Source organism: Hydrogenophaga sp. UC242_53 (assembly GCF_042696965.1).
Classification (GTDB): domain Bacteria; phylum Pseudomonadota; class Gammaproteobacteria; order Burkholderiales; family Burkholderiaceae_C; genus Hydrogenophaga.
Window position 1 is genome coordinate 1,498,350 of record NZ_CP170552.1, and the last position, 21,478, is coordinate 1,519,827.

The window sequence follows — 21,478 nt, forward strand, 5'->3', positions numbered from 1 at the left end:
GCGGCTTCCCCCTGAAGGGGGACAACGCCTGAGGCCCGGCAAAGCCGGTTCCTCGGCGTTTCTGGAAACCTCTCCGGCGAGCGTGCTTGATCCAGGAGTGCTACGGAACCGGCTTTGCCGGGCCGTAGGCGCTGTCCGCTTGGGGGAAGCCGCGCAGCGGCGCAGGGGGGCTTAGTCCAGGGGTCGAAGCCCGATCACCAGCGGCGACGGCACGGTGCCGTTGGTGTCCTTGGGCAGGGTCGCGGTGCGGTCGATCGCGCGCAGCACCGCCTCGTCCCACTCCGGGTTGCCGCTGCTCTTGACGAGCCGGCGCGAGACAATGCTGCCATCGGGCGAGGTGCGAACCTCGACCTCGGCGCGCGGGTTGCCCGGTGCCACGTCGGTGAACACCACGTTGGGCTTGATGCGCGCGGCCACGCGCCCGGCGTAGCCCGGTGTCGGACCGCTGGACTGCTGGGCCGTGCCGGTGCTCTGCGGCCCGCCGCTGGCGCCGGCCTGGCCCATCATGCGTTTGATCTGGTCTTCGCGGATCTGCGCCAGGCGTTTTTCCTCGGCGGCTTCCTTGCGTTCCTGTTCGCGCTTCTCGGCCGCCAGTTTCTGCTGGCGCTCCTTCTCGGCGGCGGCTTTGTCCGCTGCGGCCTTTTTCTCGGCGGCCGCCTTTTCCGCGGCCTTCGCGGCGGCGACTTTCTTCGCCTCTTCCTCTCGCTCCTTCTTTTCCGCCTCGGCCTTCTTCTTGGCCTGCGCGGTGGCGATCTCGGCCTGGGTCGGGCCCGGGGGCGGCGGTGCGGGGGTGGGCGCGGGTGCCGGTTTCGGGGCCGGTGCCGGCGTGGGCGCCGGGGTGGGCGCGGGCGGGGGTGGCGGCGGTTCCACCGCGCGCGGCGCGGCCTGCTGCGGGGTGCGGGACCAGAGTTCGGCCTCCACGGTGACCGGTTCGCCGTCGTTCTGCCACTGCACGCCCAGGGTCAGGGCGATCACGAGCAGGCCATGGGCAACCAGGGCCAGCCCCATGGGGCCGAGCCAGCGCCCATTCTGGGGCGGGGCGAGGTCGAGGTGGTCGGCAGTCGATTGCATGGGGCGTGGACGGGGCTCAGCGCGAGGTTTGCACGGAGAGGCCGACGCGCGCAATGCCCGCGCGCTGCAAGGTATCCATCACGCGAACAACGGCTTCGTACTTGACGTTCTTGTCGGCGCTGATCACCACCGGCACGCCGCCTTCGGGCGGGCTGCCCCGGCTGGCCTGCAGCTGCTGCACGCGCGCGACCAATTGGCCCATGGAGACCGGTTGCGGTTCGGCGCTGGAGGAGCCTTCGCGCACCTTGATCTGCTCGTCCTTGTCGATCACCACGGCCACGAAGCGGTCGGGCTGGCGCCCCGCCTGGCCCACGCTGGGCAGGGCGATCTGGCTCGGCGTGATCAGCGGCGCGGTGACCATGAAGATGATCAGCAGCACCAGCATCACGTCGATGAAGGGCACCATGTTGATCTCGTTGATGGTGCGGCGGCCCCGGCCGCGGGAGGAGACGGCTGGCATGTCAGTGTCCCGACGGCGTCTGGGTGTGCACGCCGAGGTTGCGCTGCAGGATGTTGGAGAACTCTTCCATGAAGGTCTCCATGGCGTTGGCCACGCGGTCGATGTCGTGCGAGAAGCGGTTGTAGAACACCACCGCCGGGATGGCGGCGAACAGGCCGATGGCGGTGGCGCACCAGGGCTTCGGCGATGCCGGGGGCCACCGTGGCCAGGGTCACCTGGGCCAGCGCGGCCAGGCCGGTGAAGGCGTGCATGATGCCCCAGACGGTGCCGAACAGGCCCACATAGGGCGAGACCGAGCCGACCGAGCCGAGGAAGGAGAGGTTGGTTTCCAGGGCATCGAGCTCGCGCTGGAAGCTGGCCCGCATGGCGCGCCGCGCGCCGTCGAGCAGGGCGCCGCTGTCGGTGATGCGGCGCTCGCGCAGCTTCTGGTACTCGCGCATGCCGCTGGCGAAGATGCGTTCCATCGGGCCGCCGTGCTTGGCGTTCTGGGCGGCGGAGGCATACAGGTCGTTGAGGTTGGTGCCCGACCAGAATTCGCGTTCGAAGTCTTCGTTGTAGCTGCGCACGCGCCTCAGGGCGAACACCTTGCGGAAGATGGCGGCCCAGCTCACCACGGAAACCACCACCAGCAGCGCCACGACGGCCTGGACCACCCAGCTCGCGTTGAGCATCAATTGAACGATGGAGAGATCTTGGGTCATGGGTGTTCGGATGCGGTAGGTGGGAAAAAAGTTTCGGTAGGCGGCCGCTCAGGCCGGGCCTTGCAGCGCGCTCTGCACCTGAACCGGGATGCGCTGGGGGCGCAGGCTTTGGGCATCGACCCAGCCGATCCGGATCGTGCCCTCGCACAGCAGCAGGGGGGCCTCGCCAGCCAGCGGGGGCTGCAGGAGCGCGCGCTGCTCGATTGTCAGGGAGGCCCGGCCCGCTTCCCGCACGCGGGCTGTAACCAGAAGCAAATCATCCAGGCGGGCCGGGCGGTGGTATTGCACCTGGGTTTCGCTCACGACGAACATGCCGCCGACCTCGTCGCGCAAGGCCTGCTGTCCCAGGCCCAGGTGGCGCAGCCACTCGGTGCGCGCGCGCTCGAAGAACTTGAGGTAGTTGGCGTAGAAGACGATGCCGCCCGCGTCGGTGTCTTCCCAGTACACGCGCACCGGCCAGGTGAATGGCGCCCCCACGCTCCCCGCTGCGCGTGGTTCGCTGCCCCCCGTGGGGGCTGCCCCCGCCTTGGGGCGGCCCGGCGGCGGGGTCGGCGCTGTGGTGGGGGGCGCGCTCACAGGGCCTGCTCCAGGCGGGCCACGGCTTCCTGGAGCTGGGCCATCGAGTTGGCGGTGGAGAAGCGCAGGTAGCGGCCGGGCTCGGCCTGGCCGAAATCGCGCCCCGGTGTGGTGGCGAGCTGGCAGCGCTTCATGAGTTCGAACGCCAGCGCCCAGCTGCCGCCCTCGTCGGGCCGTGTGCCTTGCGGCGCGATGCCCCAGCGCTCGCACAGGCTGCGCACGTCGGCCCAGGCGTAGAAGGCACCGTCGGGCATCACGGGGACGTTCAGGCCCAGGCGGTTGAGTTCGGGGATGAAAAAGTCGCGCCGGGCCTTGAAGGCGGCGCGGCGGCGCTCGTACTCGGCCAGGCTGTCGGGCTCGAAGCAGGCCAACGCGGCGTGTTGCGCGATGGTGCTGGCGCAGATGAACAGGTTCTGCGCCAGGCGCTCCACCGCCGGAACAAGGGCGGGCGGCAGCACCAGCCAGCCCAGGCGCCAGCCGGTCATGTTGAAGTACTTCGAGAAGCTGTTGATGCTGATGACCTCGTCGCCGAGGCCATCGGGCAGGCCCAGCGCGCTGTGGCCGTACTCGTCTTCGAAGCTCAGGCCGAGGTAGATCTCGTCCACCAGGGTGATGCCACCGCGGCCACGCACCAAGCGCGCGATGCGTTCGAGCTCTTCGCGGGCGATGCTGGTGCCCGTGGGGTTGGAGGGCGAGGCCAGCAGGACACCGCGCGTGGCGGGGCCCCAGGCGGCTTCGACCTGTTCGGCGCTGAGCTGGAAGCGCTGTTCGGGGCCGGAGGGGATCAGCACCGCGCGGCCTTCGGCGGCCTGCACGAACTGCCGGTTGCACGGGTAGCTCGGGTCGGGCATCAGCACTTCGTCGCCGGCTTCGATGAGCGCCAGGCAGGCCAGCTGCAGCGCGGCCGAGGCGCCGGCGGTGACCACGATGCGAGCCGGGTCGATGCGCAGGCCGAAGCGCGAGGCGTACCAGCCGCTGATGGCTTCACGCAATGGAGGCAGGCCCGTGGCCTGCGTGTACTGGCTGCGGCCGGCATGGATGGCGCGTTCGGCGGCGGCGGTGACCAGCGGCGGTGCGGTGAAGTCGGGTTCACCGATGTTGAGGTAGATCATCGACCGGTCGCCGGCGCCGGCCTGGGCCGCCATGGCGGAGGCGGCCTTGGCCAGCTCCATCACGTAGAACGGTTCGACGCGCTGCGCGCGCTGGGCAATCCTCATGGAGCGGGCTTGCGCGCGGCCGGCGCCGGTGATGCGGCCACTTCCGCGGGGCGCAGCTGCGAGGCCAGCTGGTGCATCACACCATTGACGTATTTGTGGCCGTCGGTGCCGCCGAAGGACTTCGCCAGTTCGATGCACTCGTTGAGCACCACACGCCAGGGCACGTCCAGGCAGTGCTGGAATTCGTAGGCGCCGATCCAGAGCACACCGTGTTCGATCGGCGAGAGTTCCGCCAGCGGGCGGTCCAGGCGCGGCGTGATCAGCGCGTCCAGCGCCGTGGCCTCGGCGATGCAGCCGTGCAGCAGGGCGTCGAAGTGCACGCTGTCGGCCTTGTGGAAGCCGGCCAGGTCGCGCGTGAAGGTGTCGATGTCGATGGCGGCGTTGCGGCCCACCAGGTATTGGTAGATCCCCTGCAGCGCGAATTCGCGGGCGCGGGTGCGGGCGGACTTGTCGGCCGCCTTGCGCGCGGTGCCGCCGCTCTTGGCGGTGGCCGGGGTGGGGGTGTCAGCGGACATGGTGTTCAACCGATCTCTTGCAGCAGGTGCGCCATTTCCACCGCCACGCGGGCCGCATCGCGGCCCTTGTCGGTCTGGCGGGCCACGGCCTGGTCCAGGTTTTCGGTGGTCAGGATGGCGTTGGCAATGGGGATCTGGTAGTCCAGCGAGAGGCGCGTGACACCGGCGCCCGATTCGTTGGCCACCAGTTCGAAGTGGTAGGTCTCGCCGCGGATGATGCAGCCCAGGGCGATCAGCGCGTCGAAGTCGTCGCGCTCGGCCATGGCCTGCAGGGCCACCGGCACTTCCAGCGCGCCGGGCACCTTCACGTGGGCGATGTTCTTGTCCTGCACGCCCAGGGCGAGCAGCTCGGCCAGGCAGGCGTTGAACAAGGCGTCGGTGATGGATTCGTTGAAGCGGGCCTGGACGATGCCGATGCTGAGTTTTCTGCCGTCGAGCACGCTGGGGGGTGCCTTTGTCTGCGCCGAACATGTGGGGGTCCGTTTCTTGGGATGGAGGAGGGAAGGGGGAAAAAGGGATCAGCCGTTGCGGCTGAGGTAGCCGGTGATCTCGAGGCCGTAGCCGGTCATGCTGGGCATGCGGCGCGGGTTGCCCATGAGTTGCATGCGGTGCACGCCGCAGTCGCGCAGGATCTGCGCGCCCACGCCGTAGGTGCGCAGGTCCATGCGACCGCGCTCGGGCGCCTGGGCGGAGCGCGCCGTGCCTTCGAACTGGGCCAGCAGCTGGCTGGCGGTTTCACCGCAATTGAGCAGCACGGCCACGCCCGCGCCGGCCTGGGCGATGTGGCGCAGGCTGGCTTCCAGGCTCCAGGAGTGCATGGAGCGGCCGACTTCCAGCGCGTCCAGCACCGACAGCGGTTCGTGCACGCGCACGGCCACGCTGTCTTCGGGCTTCCACTCGCCCTTCACCAGAGCCAGGTGCAGGGCGCCGCTGGGCTGGTCGCTGAAGGCCGTGACCTGGAATTCACCGAAGGCGGTGTTCATGCTGCGCGTGCCCAGCTTCTTCACCAGGCATTCGGTGCGGCTGCGGTGTTCGATCAGGTCGGCGATGGTGCCGATCTTCAGACCATGCTCGGCGGCGAAGACCTGCAGGTCGGGCAGGCGCGCCATGGTGCCGTCGTCCTTCATGATCTCGCAGATCACCGACGCGGGGCTGCAACCGGCCATGGCGGCGAGGTCGCAACCCGCTTCGGTGTGGCCGGCGCGCATGAGCACGCCGCCTTCGACCGCCTGCAGGGGAAAGATGTGGCCGGGCTGAACCAGATCGCCGGCCTGCGCGTCGGGCGCCACGGCGGCCTGCACGGTGCGCGCGCGGTCGGCGGCCGAAATGCCGGTGGTGACGCCTTCGGCGGCTTCGATGGAGATGGTGAAGGCCGTGCCCATCTTGGTGCCGTTGCGCGGCACCATGGGCGGCAGGCGCAGGCGCTCGCAGCGCTCGCGCGTGAGGGTGAGGCAGATCAGGCCGCGGCCGAAGCGGGCCATGAAGTTGATCGCTTCAGGCGTGACGTGGTCGGCGGCCAGCACCAGATCACCTTCGTTTTCGCGGTCTTCTTCGTCGACCAGGATGACGATGCGCCCGGCGCGCATGTCGGCAACGATGTCCTCGACCGGCGAGACTGCCACCGGGGCCAGGGTTTCAGGGGCGTTCATGCGGGTTCCTTGGTGGGGTGCGTGCCGGCGCTGAGCATGCGCTCGACATAGCGCGCGACGGTGTCGATTTCGAGATTGACCGTGCTTGCCTCGGCCAGCTCGCCCAATGAAGTGTTGTCCACCGTGTGGGGGATGAGGTTGATGCTGAATTCGCAACCTGCGGCGCTGTCGGCCACCTCGTTGACGGTGAGGCTGACGCCGTTGACCGTGATCGAGCCCTTGTAGGCGAGGTATTTGCCGAGTTCGGCGGGCGCCATCACGCGCAGCTCCCAGCTTTCGCCCACCCGGGCGAAGCGGGTGACCGTGCCCACGCCGTCCACATGGCCCGCGACGATGTGCCCACCCAGCCGGTCATGGGCGCGAAGCGCCTTCTCCAGGTTGATGCGACGGCCCGTTTGCGCCAGGCCGGTGGTGCGGGCCAGCGATTCTGCGGAAATGTCGATCGTGAAGCGGTGCTGGGGCAGGTCCAGCGAGGTGACGGTCATGCAGGCGCCGTTGAGGGCGATGCTGTCGCCCAGACCGACGTCGTCGAGGTAGCCAGGCGGCGCCTCCAGGGTGAGTCGCTTGCCATGGTCCAAAGAGCTGCCCAGGTCGTGGAGGGCGGCGATGCGCCCCACGCCGGTGATGATGCCGGTAAACATCCCGCTATTTTCGCAGGGTTTCGGAAACCGGGCCTGGAGCCCTCTTTGGTGGGCTCTGGCGCTAGCGGTTCCAGCAGGTCTGAGCCGACAAGGGGGCCGTCACGAGCGCCGAGGCGGACTGGGTTCTCAGCCCCGCCTCGCTGAGTTCGAAAACGCCGCATTCGTCCGCGCTTTGCGCGGCGCGCGGGGTGGCTTGCAGCACAAAGGCGCTGGCGTTCAGCGTTTTGAAGCCGACCGTGTACCGATCGCCTTCCACCGCCAGCACGCCGGCGGGAATGGCCGCCCGTGCGGGGTAGGTGCCCTGCGCGGTGGCCGCGCGCTCCAACCATTGGGCGGCCTGCAGCAGGGCGGCCCGGGCGTGGGCCCGGTGGGTTCGCTGCACATGCGAGGTGTATTGCGGCAATGCGATGGTGGCGAGCACGGCGACGATCGCCAGCACGATCATGATTTCGATCAGCGTGAAAGCCCGCTGCGCCAGCGGCCGCCGCACGCCTGGGGAAAGCCGCGTGCTCATTCGAATTCCCGCCAGTCCGCGCGCCGGCCCTCGACCTTGCCGGCTGTCAAGGTCAGCTTCCTGATGCACGTCGCTTTGGCGGGATCGCAGGTCGGGTCGCCCGACGCATTGGAAAGCGACAGCAGGTTGAGGTCACCACCGGATGTGTGGATGCTGGCGAATTCACCGCTGCCAAAGCGCGCGCGCGAGGCGTTGATCATGGACATGGTGGCATCGGTGCTGGCGAATGCCGGCGCTTTGCCAGGCTGCCCCGTGATCATGTTGAGGACGGTGATCGCACCCCCTTCCTGGGCCTGTTCGAACGCGCAGGTTTCTTCGTTGCTGCCCTGCGCAGGGACGGTGGTGGTCACGATCACCTTCTGGCCCTCGAACGGTTGGGGGTTGCTCAACACGCGCTCACCGGCGTCGGGCAGGTCCATGTACCAGCCGCGCGGTGAGCTTGGGTTGGTTCGGGCGTACGCGACCGGCTGGCGGGAGCTGTTGAAAAACAGGGTTGGCAGCTCGGTGCCCGAGGTGCGGCTGGTCACGGCCCCGGTGACGGATTGCTGGACGAGTGCGCTGCGGCCGGGAATCGTGGAGCGCGCGTCCGTGCTCTCGGACAGCCGCCCCTTGTCGACTGTGTATTGGCTGAAGTCCCAGACCGAGTAGATGGTCTGCACTTTCGCACTTGCGCGATCGGCCTCTTCCAGGCTGCGGCCGGTGCCGAACAGGATTTGGACGCCACCCAGCGGATGGGCCATCCACAGCGGTGCCGTGGTGATGGGCTGGAGGTTGGCGGACGAGGCCGCGTCGCGGGCCGTGAAAAGGGGGGTGCAGGAAGCGCTCTTGCAGGGCATGCCACCGCCGCTCCAGTCGCTGACACCCCATTTCGTGGCGTCGGTATCGGTCAGGTTGAATTTCCAGAGGTTGCCTTGCAGGTCGCCGGCGTAGGCCACATCCATCCTGCCGTCGCCGTTGACATCGAGCAGTCGAGGCGCGGACAGGCCATTGCCTTGGTGGGTGGTGGCGTGGGCCACGATGCTGAGCAGTTCCCGTGGTCCGTCCAGGTACTGGATGAGCAGCACCGGGCGCTCGTTGACGCTGTTAACGCCATTGCCCATGGAGCTGCTCGCGATGCTGACGAGGGGTTGTGACGTCTGATGGAGGATGTCGTCCAGGATGCCCTGGAAGGCGTCGAGCAGCGCTGTGTTGTTGATCGCGGGCACGAAGCGTCCGCGGCTGTTCAAAGCGGCGTGCCACAGCTCCACCTTGCGTTCGTTCTCGCGGGTGAGCCAACTCAGGTTGAACGCACTGTCGCAGGGCCGGTTGTTGTCGGAAAAGACGAGGCAGAACGGTGAAGGCCAACTGGTGTCGCCGTTGATGAGGCCGCCCAGGTTGTTGAAGGTGTTGCCGTTCCAGACTGGCTGCCCCGTCCATCCGGCGGCGTCCTTGAACCCGACGGTGTAAGTGACCATGTGTTGCCAGGTGGCGGGATCGTTGCGCGGGTTCCAGTACGCGTCGAGCTCCGCCGGGTGTTTGCGCGTGTACACCAGGCTGCCCATGGCGGTGATCACCACCATGAGGCCGACGGCCAGCGCGACCATGAGCTCGACCAGGCTCACGCCCGACTGGCGTGATGTCGTCATGGCCGGACGAAGATCAGGTGGCAGGTGAAGGTGTCAGGGCAAAGCTCGCCCGACACGCCGACGCCCGGTTGATCGGCCGCACCTCGCACGGCGACGGCCTGGCGGAAGAGGGCGGCCTCTTCTTTGCCGGCCTGAGCCTCGTTTCTGGCCTTGGCTTCCGTCCACCTCACCAGAATGCCCAACTGGGTGGCGTCCTTCGTGGAAGCAAACACCCGTCCGTCGCCCGCGGGCAGGACTCGGGCCAGGTCTTTCTTCCACTGCATCAGATCGAAGGTGGCGAGTGGTGTTCCTCCGCACGGTGTGGAGGAACAGTCGGTCCCGGCGGCGGGTGGTGGGCCCCAGGTGGTCACATACGGGTTGACCAGGGCTGGCCTGTGCCGGAGGTCGGCGTTGGCCTGGATGCGGTCCTGCAGGTCTTCGGCGGCTTGGATGGCGACCGCCCGTTGGTTGGTGGTGCGGGCCGTGGTCAGGGCGCGCGTCTGAACCGCCGCCATGCCCATGACGCCCAGGGCCAGCACGAGCAGGGCCACCAGCGCTTCGATCAGGCTGGTGCCACGTTGGCGGTGGTGCGGTCTCCTCATCATTTGCCTTCATCGGGGCAGGTTTTTGCACCCTTGACCGTGCGCAGGCGCGTGCCCGTGGAGAAGCAGATCAGCTGGCCACTCAGTTCGTCCATGCCTGCGGGGAAGGCCGCGAAACGCTGGCCTATGGCGGTGACCTGGCCGTACCGGTTGATGGTGATGTACTGCGGGCTGCCGCCACCCTTCGCCTTGACGAGGCGGATGCCGGTGGGAAGCGCAACGGACTGCAGCTCGGCCTCGGCCGGGTCCGGCAGTTGATTGCCATTGAGATCGACGAACACGCGCCACCCACAATCCCAATCGGCGGTGGTGGGCAAGGCCACGTCGCACGAGGTTTGGCGCTGGATCAAGATGTCTTGGCCCAGGCGCATGGCGTCCACCCGGGCCAGCTGGACCGACGCCATGAATTCGTCCACGGCCGCATTCACGCGGTACTGGCGGGCGATACCGGCAAACGACGGAATGGCGATCGATGCCAGGACCGCCAGCACCGCGATCACCACCAGCAGTTCGATCAGGGAGACGCCCAGAGGCCTATTCGGTCCAGCGATGAAGAGATGCCGCGCTTTTTGCATGGCGGCACTCTATCAGCCAAAAATACAACTAAAGCACCATATGGATGAGCGGCGGAATTCAGTGGATAGTTGCTTTGTATGACTTTTTGTATCTTCGTGGTGATCGATCAGCTCGCAGAGGGCAGGAGGAAGGCATCGCGGCCTTGCACCCGTGCCAGGATGCGCAGATCGGTGCCCACCGGATCCACCGACACATAGCGGAGCAGAGGGCCTTCCGTCAGCTGCTGCAGCGGCCCGAAGTCGGCCAGGCCGGCGCCACGCCCAAGCAGTTGAGGCGCCTGGTAGAGCAGCATCTCGTCGACCAGGCCCTCGCGCACGAACGAGCCATTGAGCTTGTGACCGGCCTCGATGTGCAGCTCATTCACCTCGCGTCGGGCCAGATCGGCGAGCATGCCGGGCAGATCCACCTTGCCGTGGGCACCCGGCATGTGGACCAGGGCCGCGCCCAAGCGCTGCAAGGCGATTTCCTTGTCGGCGTCGCGGCTGGCGTGATAGATCCAGATCTGACGTGCCTGGCCGTTGGCGGGCGTCTGGAAGAGGCGCGCGGCCGGTGGCGTTTGCAGGCGGCTGTCGATCACCACCAGATGCGGTTGGCGAGGGGTGTCCACGAGGCGGACGTCCAGCAGGGGATCGTCCTCCAGCACCGTGCCGATGCCCGTGAGCACCGCGCAGGCACGTGCGCGCCAGGCATGGCCGTCCGTGCGCGCGGCCTCGCCCGTGATCCATTGGCTGGCACCGTTGTCCAGCGCGGTGATGCCGTCAAGCGACGCAGCGGCCTTCATGCGCACCCACGGTGTGCGACGGATCATGCGGCTGAAGAATCCGATGTTGAGTTCGCGAGCGGCTCTGGCTGCATCGTGGTCGTCTGGCAGCAGTTCGACCAGAATGCCGGCCGCGCGCAGGCGGTCCATGCCACGGCCAGACACCTGGGGGGTTCGGATCCCCCGTGGAGACCACGACCTTGCCGACTTGCGCTGCGATCAATGCGTCGCAGCAGGGTGGAGTGCGTCCGTGGTGGGAGCAGGGCTCCAGTGTGACGTAGACGGTGGCACCGGCCACCGATTCGCCGCGCGCCTGTGCATCGCGCAAGGCCATCACCTCGGCATGGGGGCCGCCCACGGGTTGGGTGTGCCCAACCCCGATTTCACGGCCATCAGGCGTGGTGATGACGCAGCCGACGCGGGGGTTGGGGTTGCTGGAGCGCGTGGCCTGTCCCGCTAGGGCCAGGGCTTGATCGAGCGGATGCTTGGAGGCGGGCGCAGTCATGCGCCGAGCTTATCAGCGGTTCCAGCACTCCTGCGCGGTCAAGGGCGCGGGCACGGCCGCCGTGACAACCTGGGTTCGCACGCCGGCGTGGGTCATCTGGAAGATCGCGCATTGGTCGGTGGCTTGCGCACCATTGGGTGTGGCCCGCAAGGTGAAAGTCCCGGCGGTCAGCACAGGAAGCGTGATCGCATAGCGGCCACCTTCCACTTGCAGCACGCCGGCGGGAATGGCGGCTGCGGCCGGGTAGCTGCCTTGCGCGGTCGCTGCACGTTCCAGCCACTGGGCTGCTTGTAGCAGTGCAGCTCGCGCGTTGGCCCTGTGTGTTCGCTGCACGTACTGGTTGTAGCTGGGGAACGCGATGGCAGAAAGAATGCCGATGACGCCGACCACGATCATCACCTCGATCAGCGTGAAGCCCAATGTCCGGGAGCGTGCGTGACCGTGTTTCATGAAGTCGTTTCCCTTGTTCATTGAGGAGGTTATCGGGCTTCTCGCCAGTCGGCCCGGGCGCCAGGGTACCGTCCCGTGGTCAGGGTCTTGTTCACCATGCAAGTCTGGGTGGTCGGATTGCAGGCGGTACCACCGCCACCTCCGCCGCCACCACCTCCGCCACCTGATCCACCACTGTTGATGAACGAGATGAGCTCCAGGTTGCCGTCGGACTTGTTGATGCTGATGTACTCGCCACTGCCAAAGCGCGTGCGGCTGGCTTTGGCGATGTTCATCGACGTGTCCGTGGTGGAGAACACGGGGGTCGCGGGGGGGAGCCCGAGATCATGTTGAAGACGTTGATCAGGTTGTCTTCGGTCACGGCGTCGAAGTCGCAGGTTTCTCCGGAAACCCCCGTTTTCGGTGCGGTCGAGGGAATGATCACTTTCTGGCCCTCGAAGAGTTGGGGGTTGCGCCAGCACCCTTTCGCGAGAAAGTGGGAGATCCATGTACCAGCCGCGCTTGGCGGTGTTGTCGGCTCGGGAATAGGCCACGCTGTTCTCAGAGGTGTTGTAGTAGTCCGTGGCGGCCTCGCTGCCGCTGGCCGTGCTGGTGACTGCGCCCAGCACGGTCTGCTGCACCAGCGCCGACCGCCCCGTGGTGATGTTGCCGCTGTCTGCGGCGGTCAGCACGCCATCGGGGAACGAATACGTGCCCTTATCCCAGACGGAATAAATGGTCTGGGTGGCGGTGCTGGTGCGGTCCGCGTCCTGGAGATTCCGGCCTGTCCCGAACAGCACTTGCACCCCACCCAGGGGATGCGCCATCCAGAGCGGGGCGGCGGTGATGGGTTGCCGCGTGGACGAACCGTCCTGCGCCACGTAGAGGGGGACGCAGTTCGTGGCGTTCTTGCAGGTCGTGGTGCCTCCCGACCAGTTGCTCACGCCCCACTGCGAAGCGGTGGTCTGCGTCAGGTTGAATTTCCAAAGGTTGCCTTGCAGATCACCCGCATAAGCGACGTCCATCGTGCCATCGCCGTTGACATCCACCAAGCGAGGAGCGGAGAGGCCGTTGGATTGTCCAGTTGTGGAATTTGCGACGATTTTCAGCAACTCCTTGCCGCCATCCAGGTACTGGATCAACAGCACGGGGCGTTCGTTGGTGCTGTTGACCCCGTTGCCCATGACCGCGGCCCATCGCCCATTGTTGAGCTTGACGATTTGCTCTGAACGCGCGCCTGTGACGGGGTCCACCACGGGGACGGCGTAGATGTGGCCCACATCGGCGTCGGCGCCATCCGTCTTGTCCATCACCACGCCCGTCGCCGTGAACGTGGATGGATTGCTCGCGAACGCCACGGGGTTGGTCACATCCAGCACGAAGTAGCCCTTGCCGCCGCCGCCCAGGCCGCCGATCAGCATGGTCTTCCAGGTGGGCGTGGCGCCGTTGCCGGTGCCGCTGCCGCTGGTGTCCACATCTCCCGTGAAGGGGTGTCCATCGACAAAGAACCTGTGGCCGTAGTTCGTGAGGGTGTAGTTGCGCAGGTTGGCATAGACCCCCAGGGGCACATACGCCATGAGCTCCTGGCCGGTCGCGGCATTGAAGGCGTGCAGCATGCCGTCATTGGCGCCCACGTACAGGACCGCCGTGCGGTTGGCATAGGTGGTGCGGAAGGCAGCATGCCCCGCGTGCTCGACCGACATGCGCAGGGGCCGGCCCGTGTGCCAGATGTTGGAGTTGACGATGTCGCCCAGGCGGGAATCGCGTCGCCGCAGGGAGCCGCCGTTCTGCACCTCTTGCGTGCGATCACCCCGCAGGTAGTTCACCCGGTTCGTTCCCACGGTGACGGAATCGCCGCCGCGGATCGCGGTTTTCTGGGCATCCGAAAGATTGGCGAACAGGAACGGGGTGCCTTCGGTCGTGTTGCTGGTCAGCACCAGCCGGTTCGTGACGTTGAAGGTGGCCGCGTCGAGCAGGCTGGCGACGGTCCAGCTGGGCGTTGAATTCACGACATTGGTGTTCGCGGCGATCGTGTACGCCCCCAGGTCACCACTCCAGCGCTCGGAGTTGAATTCCGCGAGATAGGCGAAGCCATCCGTGCGCAAACGGCTGGAACTGCTGGCGATGCTGACCATCGGGTTGGCCGTCTGCGTCAGGATGTCGTCCAGAATGCCTTGAAAGGCGGAGACCAGTGCTGCGGCATTGGGGGCGGGCACGAAACGGCCGCGGCTGTTGAGGGCGGCGTGCCAGAGTTCCACTTTCCGTTCGTTCTCGCGGGCGTTGTAGCCGGAGCTGCCGTCGCAGGCCGAGTTGCTGCTTGTGCCGCAGAACGGCGATGGCCAGTTGGTGGTACCGCGGATCAGTGGGCCCAGGCCAGCGAAGGTGTCGCCACTGAAAGTGGGGGCGCCCGTCCAGGTGGCGGCATCGTTGAAGCCGATGGTGTAGTTCACCATGTGTTGCCAGGTAGCCGGGTTGTTGCGCGGGTTCCAGTAAGAGTCGAGCGAAGCGGGGTTGGCAGTGGTGCCAAAGTTCTCGGCGGGGAGCTGATCCTTGGGGCTCTTTCTCACGTTGTTGGTGAGCCCGGGCTGCAGGTCGCGTGACCAGTAGTAGAAGGCCAGGTCCGACAGCGTGCTCAGGTTTGCGTGGCCCCAGTTGTCCCTGTAGAGCCGGGTCTGATCCGATGTGATGGCGTACTGCACGCCGTCGGGCAGTGTGAAGGCGCTGCCGTCGGCGTTGCCACCGCGCGTGATGCGTTGGTAGTCCGGGCCCGAGGTGTCCACATGGTTGTTGGTGTTGCTCGCCTCAGCGCTGTTCCAGCCGCCATCGGTCATGAAGATGTGAAAGGATTTTCGGCACGACAGCAGCGGTGTTTCCTGTGTCCCGGGATTGGCCGCCCACGGACTGTTGACGCCCAGATCGGTGCGGCTCAGGTACTTGCCGGCCTCGTCGATCATCAGGTGGGAAGGTGTGCCGTTGTTGGGTGTCAGCGTGCTCACCCAGGTCATGAAGTTGGTGCGGTGTGTGCCCAGGAGTGGGCGCATGCCGTTCAGACTGCCACACGCTGTGCTGTTGCTGGGAATTCCGCGGCAGCGGTTCATGGACTGCCAGGCCAGGCGGATCCGGTCGTCTGGCACGTTGGTTTCCGCAAAGGTCTGCTGCAAGGCAGATTTTCAGGGTCGCGATCCCCGTCGCGCCCATGCTGCCGGAATCGTCGACCGACACGATGATGTTGGGCGAAGGCTCACGGCCGGCGCCGGGCGGGGATTGGGTCAGATTGAGCTGGGCAGCACCCAGGGGGCCGTGCAGACATGCCAGCGCCACGGCAGTGCAGGAGAACCAAGGTGGGGGACGCAGCGTCATGGTGACCTCACTGAAAATCATTTGATCTGGTTTTGTGGCCGGGGCACGAAGATGGAACGCAACCAAACCCGCGTGCCGGGCTTCATGCCCTGGGCAAAAGCCGTGATGCGGTACACGAAGGGGTGCTTCATGTCCGGGATGGGTACGTTGCCTGCGGCCGTGATGACACCAGCCCCTGGCGTGTATCTGAATACCTCCACCCAATACCACGCACGCGGCGCAACGACCGGAGCCACACCGGGGCGCGACCACGACAGCAGGGGGTTGCCTGCGGCGGCCGGGTCGGCGCCCGTGAACTCCCCGTACCGCGCGGCCACAGAGGCATTGCCGACCGTGGCGGTCATCGCGGCCAGATTGGTGGTCCAGTTGGCTGCGTTCAGGGTCGTCACCGTGGCGGGGAGGCAGATGCCCTGGAGGCAGCCGTTGGCGCCAGTGCGCAGGCGTGGTTGAAGCAGATCCAGATCGTCGTCGTCCTGAGGGAAATAGGGCTGGTTGCCCGCAAAGTTGCGGCATCCGAGAAAACCCGCCGTGATGTTGCAGGGCGTGACGTTGTCGATCCGCAGCCCCCGGATGTCGCGCTCCGCATCGCGGACCAGCGCTTCAGCCGCGGCGAATGCCCGCTGGTAGTCGCTCTCGCCGCCCACCAGTCGCTCATTGAGCCAGCCCAGGCGCGTGCTGCTCAGCACCACGATGGTTCCGAGCAGCAGCATCACCATCACCACGATGAGCGAGATGCCCCGCTGCGGGTGTTGCCGCGATGGAGACGAGTGGTGTTTCATATGCCTTGATTGCGGACCTTGAAGACGCGGAAAAAGACACGGCGGATGCGCCCGTCGTTGACGACGTTTTCCCCATTGCATCCCGTCATGTCCGCGCCCGGGTTGTTGCTCATTTCACCCACAAGGCGCAGGCACACCTGAACGGTTTCCACCTGCTCCCAAGGCGCGGGAACCATGACATTGATCGCCGCTGCCGTCCGGTACTGGAAGCTGTCATCGGCGATCCTGAAACCATACAGAACCTGAAAATCCTCCACGCCCTGGAGCAGCGCGAAAGGGGTGACCGAGCCAGAACCCAGACAGCGCAGTTCGTTGCCGACCACCGAGAAGGTGCTGGAGATGTTGTTCGCGACCAGCGTCGGCGCACCCAGGCAATCCATGCTTTGCAGCACGGGATCTGTGTCGTAGCTGACCTGCAAGGTGTCGGGCGCGTTGTCGGCTCCTTCGGTGCCTTGCAGCACGAGCGGCGCACTGGTGTTGGAGTTCGTGCCAAAGCCCAGGTAGGCATCGTTGAATGCCACGTTGGTGTCGCCTACCGTCGGGTTGACGATGCGGCGCGCACCACTCTGGCGGATGTGGTGACCCAGCGTGCGGAATGCGTTGGACGCATCCTGCTGCAGTCGCGAACTGTCGCCCACCGCGATGGTTGACGTGCGGGTATACACCAGGCTGCCGATGGCGGCCACCACCACCAGCAAGCCAATGCTGATGCCGATCAGCAGTTCCATCAAGCTGACGCCCGATTGGCGACGGCGTGCACGACGCGAAGGGGGGCGGGGTGAAACAGCCATGCCGTGCTTCCTCATGGCCGGATGTAGACCAAGTGGCAGATAAGCCCTGCCGGGCAGGCAACGCCCGCCACACCCGTCCCCACCGCATTGGCGGCGTCGCGGATGGCAATGGCATTGGTGAACAAGGTGGCCTGGGCGCCAGCCGCTTCCCCCTGGTTCTTCGCCTGGGTCTCGGTCCAGCCGATCAGGATGCCAAACTGGGTGGCGTCGGTGTTGGACCGGAACACCCGGGCGTCGCCACCCGGCAGCACCCGGGCCAGGGAGGCCTTCCATTGGACGAGGTCGAAGGCCGCCAGCTGGGCGCCATTGCAGCCGGTGGTGAAGCAGTTAACCGGCGCAGCCGCGAGTGCCCCCCATGCCGCCAGATAGGGGCTGACGGCGGGGGGATTGATCCGGAGGGCTGAGTTGGCCTGCATGCGATCCAGCAGATCGTCCGCCATCTGCAGAGCGAGGGCGCGGGAGTTCGTGGTGCGGGACTCGACCAGCGTTCGGGTCTGGATGCCCGCCATGCCCATGATGCCGAGGGCGAGCACCAGAAGGGCGACCAGGGCTTCGATCAAGCTGACGCCGCGTTGGGAGGATGCCTTGTTGTTCATCGTGCGAATTGCATGGTTCGGCCGTCGTCAGGGGCAGGCGGAAGCGTTCTTGACCGTGCGCAAGCGGGTGCCCGCCGTGAAGCAGATCAACTGGCGATTGGCCGCCGCCATGCCCGTCGGGAAAACCTCGAACCGCTGATCCACCTGCGTGACCTGACCAAACCGGTTGATCACGATGAATTCGGGGTTGGTGTTGTTGCCTTTTCGGACCGTGACGGCGGGCGTCAAGGACACCTCCTGGGTGGGGGTTTCCGCTGCGTTCATGGCGTTGTTGCCGTCGAGATCCGCGAACACGCGCCAGCCGCAGCTCCAGTCCTGGTTGTCCGCGAGGGCCAGGCCACAGCCCGTGATGCGCCGGATGACCACGGGCGTACCCAGCCGGATCGCCTCTTCCCGGGCCAGTGTCACGGAAGAGGTGAATGTTTCTCGCACCGAGTCCACCCGGAATCGGCGAAACAGGTCGGTGAAGCTGGGTGCAGCAAGGCCCGCCAGAATGGCGATGAGCGCGACCACGACCATCAGCTCGATGATCGTGAAGCCGCCTTCCGCCCGCAGGGGGGCAGGCGTGGCTCTCTGGGCGCCGCAGCAATGTACATATGCTTACTCTATCGATGGAAGTCGCAGAGTCCGGGCTGGGCCGACCGGGCTAGTGAATGGTCCGACGGGCGGAACGGGGGTATTTCTGCCCCGTGAGGTCGGGCACTTTCAGCGCCGGACTTCGTCCACCAAGGCCCTGAATTCGTCGATGTCCTCGAAGCTCCGGTACACGCTGGCGAACCGGATGTAAGCCACCTTGTCGAGCTTCTTCAGTTCCCGCATCACCATCTCGCCCAGTCGGGCGGCGGGCACTTCGCGGGCACCCAGGTTCAGCAGCTTTTCCTCGATGCGCTCGATGGCCGCGTCGACCTGTTCGGTGCTGACCGGCCGCTTGCGCAGGGCCAGCGCGAACGAGGCCCGCAACTTGGCCGGCACGTAGTCCACCCGGCGGCCGTCCTTCTTGACGACGGCCGGGAAGCTCACTTCCGGCCGTTCGTAGGTGGTGAACCGCTTCTCGCAGTGCGCAACACTGGCGGCGGCGTCGGATGAAATCCGCGTCTTCCGAGACGCGGGTTTCGACCACCTGGGTTTCAAGATGGCCGCAGAACGGGCATTTCATGCGGAGGGCACTCCCGTTGTACGGCCTGAGAACATCACTTGTAGACCGGGAAGCGGGCGGTCAGGGCGTTGACCTTGGCGCGCACGGCGTCGATGTTGGCCGGGTCGCGCGGATTGTCGAGCACGTCGGCAATCAGGTTGGCGGTCAGTCGCGCTTCGTCGTCCTTGAAGCCCCGGGTGGTCATCGCCGGCGTGCCAATGCGCACGCCGCTGGTGACCATGGGCTTTTCCGGGTCGTTGGGGATGGCGTTCTTGTTGATCGTCATGTGCGCGCTGCCCAGCACCGCTTCGGCTTCCTTGCCGGTGATCCCCTTGGCGCGCAGATCGACCAGCATCACGTGGCTCTCGGTGCGGCCGCTGACGATGCGCAGGCCACGCGAGGTCAGTGTTTCGGCGACGATGCTGGCATTTGTCAGCACTTGTTGCTGGTAGGCGGTGAAATCGGGTGAAAGCGCTTCCTTGAAAGCAACGGCCTTGGCCGCGATGACGTGCATCAGCGGGCCACCCTGCAGGCCCGGGAAGATCGCGCTGTTGAGGGCCTTTTCGTGTTGGGCCTTCATCAGGATGATGCCGCCGCGCGGGCCGCGCAGGCTCTTGTGGGTGGTGGAGGTCACCACATCGGCGTGGGGAACCGGGTTGGGGTAGACACCCGCGGCGATCAGGCCGGCGTAGTGGGCCATGTCCACCATGAAGATGGCGCCGACGTCCCTGGCGACATTGGCGAAGCGCTCGAAGTCGATGCGCAGGCTGTAGGCCGAGGCGCCCGCGATGATCAGCTTGGGCTTGGTCTCGTGTGCCTTGCGCTCCATGGCGTCGTAGTCGATCTCTTCCTTGTCGTTGAGACCGTAGGAGACCACGTTGAACCATTTGCCGCTCATGTTGAGCGCCATGCCGTGGGTGAGGTGGCCGCCTTCGGCCAGGCTCATGCCCATGATGGTGTCGCCGGGCTTGAGGAAGGCCAGAAAGACGGCTTCGTTGGCGGAGGCGCCGCAGTGCGGCTGCACGTTGGCGGCTTCGGCGCCGAAGAGCTGCTTGACGCGGTCGATTGCGAGCTGCTCGGCCACGTCCACGTACTCGCAGCCGCCGTAATAGCGCTTGCCGGGATAGCCTTCGGCGTACTTGTTCGTGAGTTGCGTGCCTTGTGCGGCCATCACGGCCGGCGAGGCGTAGTTCTCGCTGGCGATCAGCTCGATGTGGTGTTCCTGGCGGGCGTTCTCGGCCTGGATGGCGGCAAACAGCTCGGGGTCGGTTTGCTGGATGAGGATGTTGCGGTCGTACATGGCAGTCCTTCAAGACGTGGAACCTTGCGCGGTGACAAGGGCTGCCCAGGCGAACGGCTGAACACCCGAACCCCTTGAGGCCGGGCGGTACGCTTCCCAGTGGTTGTCCCTGAAGACGATCACAGATCGGGCAGGGGGGCCACGTCAGCGGCAGCCGCCGACGCAGATGTGTCGGGGTGCGCGCCTATCGCCAGTTGCGTACCCGGCTAGTTTAGCCGAGGCCGAGAGGCCGGTTGGCGAGGTCAGGAACGGGTGAGCGGCGCGCCAGGGGGGAGGGCGTTCGGCGCGGCCGGGCCCTCGGCCTCGATTTCGGCTGCCGGGGCGGCCACCGGGGCCGGTGTGACGGGCGCCACCACCGTGGTCGGGCGCGCTTGCGGCACATAGCGCTGCATCGGCTTGCCCAGCGCCACGCTCTGGATCCGCATGTGCTCGGCCATCACCTTGTCGATGTACCAGTTGCCGTCCGTGGTCACCGCACCGACGTACAGGCGCAAACCACCCTCGACCGAGCCGGCGCGCTTGACCGCGTCCTGCAGCACGCGCGCCCCCACCCGGAGGTTGGACACCGGATCGAACGCGGCCAGCTGCCCGCCGAAGTCGTTGTACTTGTCGGTATGAACGCGGGTCAGCACTTGCATCAGGCCTTGCGCGCCCACCGGGCTCTGCGCAAACGGATTGAAGCGGGACTCGATCGCCATCACGGCCAGGATGAGCGTGGGATCGAGTTTGGCTTTCTCGCCCACCTCGAAGGCCTCCGCCACCAGCGCGCTCAGGGGCTCGGGCGCCACGCGGTACTTGCGGCTGAGCCAGTAGGTCACATTGGCCTGCTGCTTGGGCAGGTCGCCGGGTTGAGCAGCGGTCACGCGGTCGACCGCGCTGGGCTCGGCGGCGTACACCGCATCCACGCTGGCGGCTTCCTGGCGTTCCAGCAGCCAGCCGAGCAGTTGCTCTTCTGCGCTGGCGCGCAGATCCGCACGGGCACTCAGGGTGATCAGTGCCACGGCCGCCAGGGTGCCCAGCAGGGCCAAGCTGTTGTGGGTGATGTCGAAGAAGCCCTGGTAGGCGTCGCCAACAGCGGTTTTGAAGGATGCCACGGCACCTGAGGTGCTCTTGGGTGGCGTTGCGTCTTGCGCGGTCATGTCATCGCTCCTTTCTGCGCCGGCCTCGCTCGTGGGAGCTGGGCCGACTGGATTGGTCGCCATCGACGGCCCTATCCAGAGGGTGGAGCGGTCGAGTTAGCCTGGGTGGTAGCGGTTCGGGTTTACCCTTCGGCGGGCAAAGCTGGCGCATCCTATGGGCTTATTAATATCGAGTCAATGTTTATGAATCGATTCAAGCCTACTTTTTGATATAAACAGGTGTGAGTAAACGTAAGCAAAAGGGCTTTGCTAGCGGGAAGCCTTGAGCCTGCAAGGCTTGCGGGTAAATGTCGCGCCGACGACCGTTTGTCGGGCAGTGACCACCTTTCATGTTCCAAAACGTGATTTTGGGGTCGTCAAATGGTCGTTTCGGGCGCGATTGAAAATCTGCATGAAGAACGGGCCATGCGGCCTTGATCCGAGGCGGCAAGGGGAGTAACCTGCAGTGGCCTGTCTGAAGACTGGCATCAGCTGACGACGCGGCGAACCGCAAGTCAGCTTCCAACGGGAGCAATCTGTTGCTTCCAGGCTGGAGAGACATCCAACTCCCTCCGCCAA

19 protein-coding genes, 4 pseudogenes and 1 riboswitch are annotated in these 21,478 nt (G+C 66.2%); all 23 genes and pseudogenes read right to left on the reverse strand.

All coding sequences use genetic code 11. From position 1 onward, the window contains the following. Positions 1–171: 171 nt before the first annotated feature. The 23 genes and pseudogenes from tolA to ACFJI0_RS07815 all read right to left on the reverse strand — a co-directional run bounded on the left by tolA (position 172) and on the right by ACFJI0_RS07815 (position 20,920). On the reverse strand, positions 172–1,071 hold the full coding sequence (tolA, locus tag ACFJI0_RS07705) for a cell envelope integrity protein TolA (protein WP_382324073.1): 900 nt from the start codon (positions 1,069–1,071) through the stop codon (positions 172–174). 16 nt (positions 1,072–1,087) lie between these two features. Further along, entirely contained in the window at positions 1,088–1,531 is a 444-nt protein-coding gene (locus ACFJI0_RS07710; RefSeq protein ID WP_291112118.1) for a biopolymer transporter ExbD, read from the reverse strand. Position 1,532: 1 nt separating this feature from the next. Continuing rightward, positions 1,533–2,232 (reverse strand): annotated as a pseudogene (tolQ, locus tag ACFJI0_RS07715) (protein TolQ). A gap of 48 nt (positions 2,233–2,280) precedes the next feature. Further along, positions 2,281–2,709, reverse strand: coding sequence for a tol-pal system-associated acyl-CoA thioesterase (gene ybgC / locus ACFJI0_RS07720; protein ID WP_382324075.1), 429 nt, complete (start codon positions 2,707–2,709; stop codon positions 2,281–2,283). 95 nt (positions 2,710–2,804) lie between these two features. After that, positions 2,805–4,025 carry a pyridoxal phosphate-dependent aminotransferase gene (locus ACFJI0_RS07725; protein WP_382324077.1) on the reverse strand — a complete coding sequence of 407 codons (1,221 nt, stop codon included), beginning with the start codon at positions 4,023–4,025 and terminating at the stop codon, positions 2,805–2,807. Next, positions 4,022–4,540 (reverse strand): transcription antitermination factor NusB, encoded by a 519-nt coding sequence (gene nusB / locus ACFJI0_RS07730; RefSeq protein WP_382158889.1) that lies wholly within the window; start codon positions 4,538–4,540, stop codon positions 4,022–4,024. Before nusB ends, ACFJI0_RS07725 begins: the two co-directional genes overlap by 4 nt. 5 nt (positions 4,541–4,545) lie before the next feature. Next, positions 4,546–5,011, reverse strand: a pseudogene (gene ribH, locus ACFJI0_RS07735) (6,7-dimethyl-8-ribityllumazine synthase). Positions 5,012–5,058: 47 nt separating this feature from the next. Then, on the reverse strand, positions 5,059–6,189 hold the full coding sequence (gene ribBA, locus ACFJI0_RS07740) for a bifunctional 3,4-dihydroxy-2-butanone-4-phosphate synthase/GTP cyclohydrolase II (RefSeq protein ID WP_382324079.1): 1,131 nt from the start codon (positions 6,187–6,189) through the stop codon (positions 5,059–5,061). Beyond that, a complete protein-coding gene (locus ACFJI0_RS07745) occupies positions 6,186–6,830 on the reverse strand; it encodes a riboflavin synthase (protein ID WP_382324081.1) in 645 nt (214 codons plus the stop codon). Before ACFJI0_RS07745 ends, ribBA begins: the two co-directional genes overlap by 4 nt. Positions 6,831–6,891: 61 nt before the next feature. Beyond that, a complete protein-coding gene (locus ACFJI0_RS07750; RefSeq protein WP_382324083.1) occupies positions 6,892–7,344 on the reverse strand; it encodes a type IV pilin protein in 453 nt (150 codons plus the stop codon). Then, a complete protein-coding gene (locus ACFJI0_RS07755; RefSeq protein ID WP_382324085.1) occupies positions 7,341–8,969 on the reverse strand; it encodes a PilC/PilY family type IV pilus protein in 1,629 nt (542 codons plus the stop codon). Before ACFJI0_RS07755 ends, ACFJI0_RS07750 begins: the two co-directional genes overlap by 4 nt. Then, positions 8,966–9,553, reverse strand: a complete 588-nt coding sequence (gene pilV, locus ACFJI0_RS07760) for a type IV pilus modification protein PilV (RefSeq protein ID WP_382324087.1) — start codon at positions 9,551–9,553, stop codon at positions 8,966–8,968. The genes ACFJI0_RS07755 and pilV (ACFJI0_RS07760) overlap by 4 nt, the downstream gene beginning before the upstream one ends. Then, positions 9,550–10,125, reverse strand: a complete 576-nt coding sequence (locus ACFJI0_RS07765) for a GspH/FimT family pseudopilin (protein ID WP_382324089.1) — start codon at positions 10,123–10,125, stop codon at positions 9,550–9,552. The genes pilV (ACFJI0_RS07760) and ACFJI0_RS07765 overlap by 4 nt, the downstream gene beginning before the upstream one ends. 107 nt (positions 10,126–10,232) lie before the next feature. Then, positions 10,233–11,391, reverse strand: a pseudogene (gene ribD, locus ACFJI0_RS07770) (bifunctional diaminohydroxyphosphoribosylaminopyrimidine deaminase/5-amino-6-(5-phosphoribosylamino)uracil reductase RibD). Positions 11,392–11,403: 12 nt separating this feature from the next. Further along, the gene (locus tag ACFJI0_RS07775) at positions 11,404–11,841 is read right to left on the reverse strand and encodes a type IV pilin protein (protein WP_382324091.1); all 438 of its coding nucleotides are present in this window, start codon (positions 11,839–11,841) and stop codon (positions 11,404–11,406) included. Between the two features lie 29 nt (positions 11,842–11,870). Beyond that, positions 11,871–14,981 carry a pilus assembly protein gene (locus ACFJI0_RS07780; protein ID WP_382324093.1) on the reverse strand — a complete coding sequence of 1,037 codons (3,111 nt, stop codon included), beginning with the start codon at positions 14,979–14,981 and terminating at the stop codon, positions 11,871–11,873. A 216-nt stretch (positions 14,982–15,197) separates the two neighbouring features. Beyond that, positions 15,198–15,959, reverse strand: coding sequence for a PilX N-terminal domain-containing pilus assembly protein (locus ACFJI0_RS07785; RefSeq protein ID WP_382324095.1), 762 nt, complete (start codon positions 15,957–15,959; stop codon positions 15,198–15,200). Continuing rightward, on the reverse strand, positions 15,956–16,765 hold the full coding sequence (locus tag ACFJI0_RS07790; RefSeq protein WP_382324097.1) for a PilW family protein: 810 nt from the start codon (positions 16,763–16,765) through the stop codon (positions 15,956–15,958). Before ACFJI0_RS07790 ends, ACFJI0_RS07785 begins: the two co-directional genes overlap by 4 nt. Further along, entirely contained in the window at positions 16,762–17,346 is a 585-nt protein-coding gene (pilV, locus tag ACFJI0_RS07795) for a type IV pilus modification protein PilV (protein ID WP_382324099.1), read from the reverse strand. Before pilV (ACFJI0_RS07795) ends, ACFJI0_RS07790 begins: the two co-directional genes overlap by 4 nt. Positions 17,347–17,373: 27 nt before the next feature. Beyond that, positions 17,374–17,901 (reverse strand): GspH/FimT family pseudopilin, encoded by a 528-nt coding sequence (locus ACFJI0_RS07800; protein ID WP_382325566.1) that lies wholly within the window; start codon positions 17,899–17,901, stop codon positions 17,374–17,376. 150 nt (positions 17,902–18,051) lie between these two features. Then, positions 18,052–18,502, reverse strand: a pseudogene (nrdR, locus tag ACFJI0_RS07805) (transcriptional regulator NrdR). A gap of 34 nt (positions 18,503–18,536) precedes the next feature. After that, a complete protein-coding gene (gene glyA, locus ACFJI0_RS07810; protein WP_382324101.1) occupies positions 18,537–19,781 on the reverse strand; it encodes a serine hydroxymethyltransferase in 1,245 nt (414 codons plus the stop codon). A gap of 36 nt (positions 19,782–19,817) precedes the next feature. After that, positions 19,818–19,989, reverse strand: a riboswitch (ZMP/ZTP riboswitch). Positions 19,990–20,023: 34 nt separating this feature from the next. Beyond that, complete coding sequence (locus ACFJI0_RS07815) at positions 20,024–20,920, reverse strand: transglycosylase SLT domain-containing protein (protein ID WP_382324103.1); 897 nt, start codon at positions 20,918–20,920, stop codon at positions 20,024–20,026. Positions 20,921–21,478: the final 558 nt, after the last annotated feature.